Source organism: Acidiphilium sp. 20-67-58 (genome assembly GCF_002255515.1).
GTDB lineage: Bacteria > Pseudomonadota > Alphaproteobacteria > Acetobacterales > Acetobacteraceae > Acidiphilium.
This window is the reverse complement of the sequence record NZ_NCAS01000079.1, coordinates 1-2,511: the sequence shown is the minus strand read 5'-3', so window position 1 is coordinate 2,511 and position 2,511 is coordinate 1. Positions and strand designations below refer to the sequence as shown.

Genomic DNA, 2,511 nt, shown 5'->3' with positions numbered 1-2,511 from the left:
ACCAGCGCCACCGCATGGCTCTTCCTCGCACATATCCGCCTGATCACACGAAAAATCGCACGCAACCGATAGCCACACTACCATTCAGATTCGGGCTCTCAGTGCCCGCCGCCTGCCGAAGCGGGAGATCGCCGAGCGTGTCGCCGACTGTCTCGGTCTTGTCGGCATGTCCGCCTTTATCGGCCGTTATCCACGCGAACTTTCGGGCGGGCAGCAGCAGCGTGTCGCGATTGCCCGCGCGCTGGCGATCCGCCCGCCGGTCCTGCTGCTCGATGAACCGCTCTCCGCCCTCGATGCCCCGCTGCGGGCCGGGCTTCTGGAAGAACTTCGCAGCCTCCACGCCCGATTGCCGGAACTGGCCATCGTCTATGTCACGCACGATCAGGGCGAGGCCATCGCGCTTGGCCACCAGATCGCGCTGATGCGCGACGGGCGCATTGCCGCATCAGGCACGCCGCGCGGCCTCTACGAAACGCCAGAGCATCGCTATGCCGCCGAATTTTTCGGACAGGCGAATCTTCTGCCGATCAGGATCGAAATCGCGCAGCACGACAGTGCCGAGGTTAGTTTCGAGGGGCACCGCCTGACGGTCATGGGCGCGTCGGGACATGCGATCGCGCGCCCTCTGCTCTGTGTGCGGCCGCATGCGCTCGATATCGACGCAACCGGTTCGAACCGCATCGCGGCGCGGATCGTCGGCGTGCAGTGGATGGGCGCGGTCCAGCGCGTGCAGGCCGTGGCGGGCGCGCATCTTCTCAGGATCGATCTGCCGGCCGGGCGGGAGGCGCCGGCAATCGGCGCCGATGTCACGGTCGGTTTCGCCCCCGAACGGGCCTGCCTGGTCGCCGATACATGAACCGGAGGAGGCGATGTCCGGCGTGAGGTGGCTTCATGTTGCGCGGTTGGCGCCGGTTCTCGGCGTGTTGTCCATCACGTTGCTCTATCCGCTCGGGCTGATGATCATCGCCGCCTTCCGGGGGGCGCAGGGCTGGAGCCTCGCGCCGGCAACGCGGATCATCGCCTCCCCGGTCTTTGCCGGCGCCCTTGGCCACACGTTGCAGATCGCCCTGACCTCGACGGTCCTGTGTCTTCTGCTCGGATTCGTTCTGGCATTGCTCCTCAATCTCGCGCCGTTCCGCGGTGCCGCGTCTGTCGGCCGGGTGGTCGATGCCTATCTCTCGTTCCCGTCCTTTCTCATCGCGCTCGCGCTGACGTTTCTCTATGGAAACGCCGGCTTGATCACCGCGCTGCTGGAGCCGCTGCAGGGCAGCCCGTACCGGTCGGCGAGTTTTCTCTACGGGTTCTGGGGTGTGGTCCTGGCTGAGGTGACATTCTACACGCCCTTTGTCCTGCGGCCTGTGCTTGCCGGGTTCCAGTCGCTCGATCCCGCCTTGCTCGAAATGGCGAGCAGTCTCGGGGAAACCCCGGCGGGCGTGATCCGTCGCGTTGTCATCCCCGCGCTGCTGCCCGCCCTGCTGGCCGGCGGCGGGCTTTGCCTGCTGCTGACATTGAATGAATTCGGCATCATGCTGGTGATGGGCGCCAAGAATGTCATTACCCTGCCGTTGCTGATCTATGGCGAGGCGGTGCAGCAATTCAACTATGCGGGTGCGAGTGTGATCGCGGTTTGCGACAGTGTGATTTCGCTTGCCGTCTTCGCGCTCTACCGTCTTGCTCTTACCCGGCTCGGTGCCTGGCTGGCCGCATGAGCATGCTGGTATTCAAACCGACGACAAGACGAATCGCGCTTGTTACCACGGCCACGCTGTTCTTCCTGATCTTCGGCCTGCCATTGCTCCTGCTGCTGCTGGCCGCCTTTACCCGGCAATGGAACGGGGTGCTGCCGTCCAGTCTCACGCTCCATCACGCGCGCGCCCTGGCGGCGGGAGATCAGGGGGCGGCACTGCTGCACAGTGTCGCAACGGGAGTGGCCGCCTCGTTCATTGCCCTTCTGTTCGGAGGCGGTGGGGCGTTGGTCGTGCGTGGCTGCCCACCCTCCCTCCGCCGCGGGCTCGACATGCTCTATTTCCTGCCGGTCGCGCTGCCGTCCTCGACCATCGGTCTTGCCATGCTGATCGCCTTCAGCCGCAAGCCGTTCCTGCTCAACGGAACCGTGCTCCTGGTCATCCTTGCCCATGTCGTCCTGGTCATGGCCTATGCCTATGCGACGATCAGCGCGGGCCTGGAGCGACTGCCGCACAGCCTCGAAGAGATTGCCGGTTCGCTTGGCGCATCGCCGCCCCGGGTTCTGCTCACGATCACGCTGCCGCTGCTTCTGCCGCAGATCCTTGCTGCACTTTCGCTCGGCTTCGCCCTTTCGATGGGCGAACTCGGCGCATCGATCATGCTCTATCCACCGCAATGGGTGACAGCGCCGGTCGAGGTCTTCGCCCTGACCGATCGCGGGGATATCTAGTCGCCTGTGAACTATGTGATCTGGCGGTGGGCGAAGCCGAGGCTTGGTGAGCGGTTTGGGGCAGAGAGCCATGCGACGAGGGCACAAAGAAGCCT

Annotated in this window: 3 protein-coding genes; all 3 read left to right on the top strand. The window is 64.8% G+C overall.

Translation table 11 applies throughout. From position 1 onward, the window contains the following. Positions 1-82: 82 nt before the first annotated feature. From B7Z76_RS15815 to B7Z76_RS15805, 3 genes are read left to right on the top strand one after another with little or no spacing between them, the layout of a single operon-like run. Positions 83-856 carry an ABC transporter ATP-binding protein gene (locus B7Z76_RS15815; protein ID WP_366925321.1) on the top strand — a complete coding sequence of 258 codons (774 nt, stop codon included), beginning with the start codon at positions 83-85 and terminating at the stop codon, positions 854-856. A 22-nt stretch (positions 857-878) separates the two neighbouring features. Next, positions 879-1,709, top strand: a complete 831-nt coding sequence (locus tag B7Z76_RS15810) for a 2-aminoethylphosphonate ABC transporter permease subunit (RefSeq protein ID WP_291345186.1) — start codon at positions 879-881, stop codon at positions 1,707-1,709. 2 nt (positions 1,710-1,711) lie between these two features. Continuing rightward, positions 1,712-2,416: an iron ABC transporter permease gene (locus B7Z76_RS15805; protein WP_291345184.1), complete on the top strand. Its 705-nt coding sequence runs from the start codon at positions 1,712-1,714 to the stop codon at positions 2,414-2,416. Positions 2,417-2,511 lie beyond the last annotated feature (95 nt).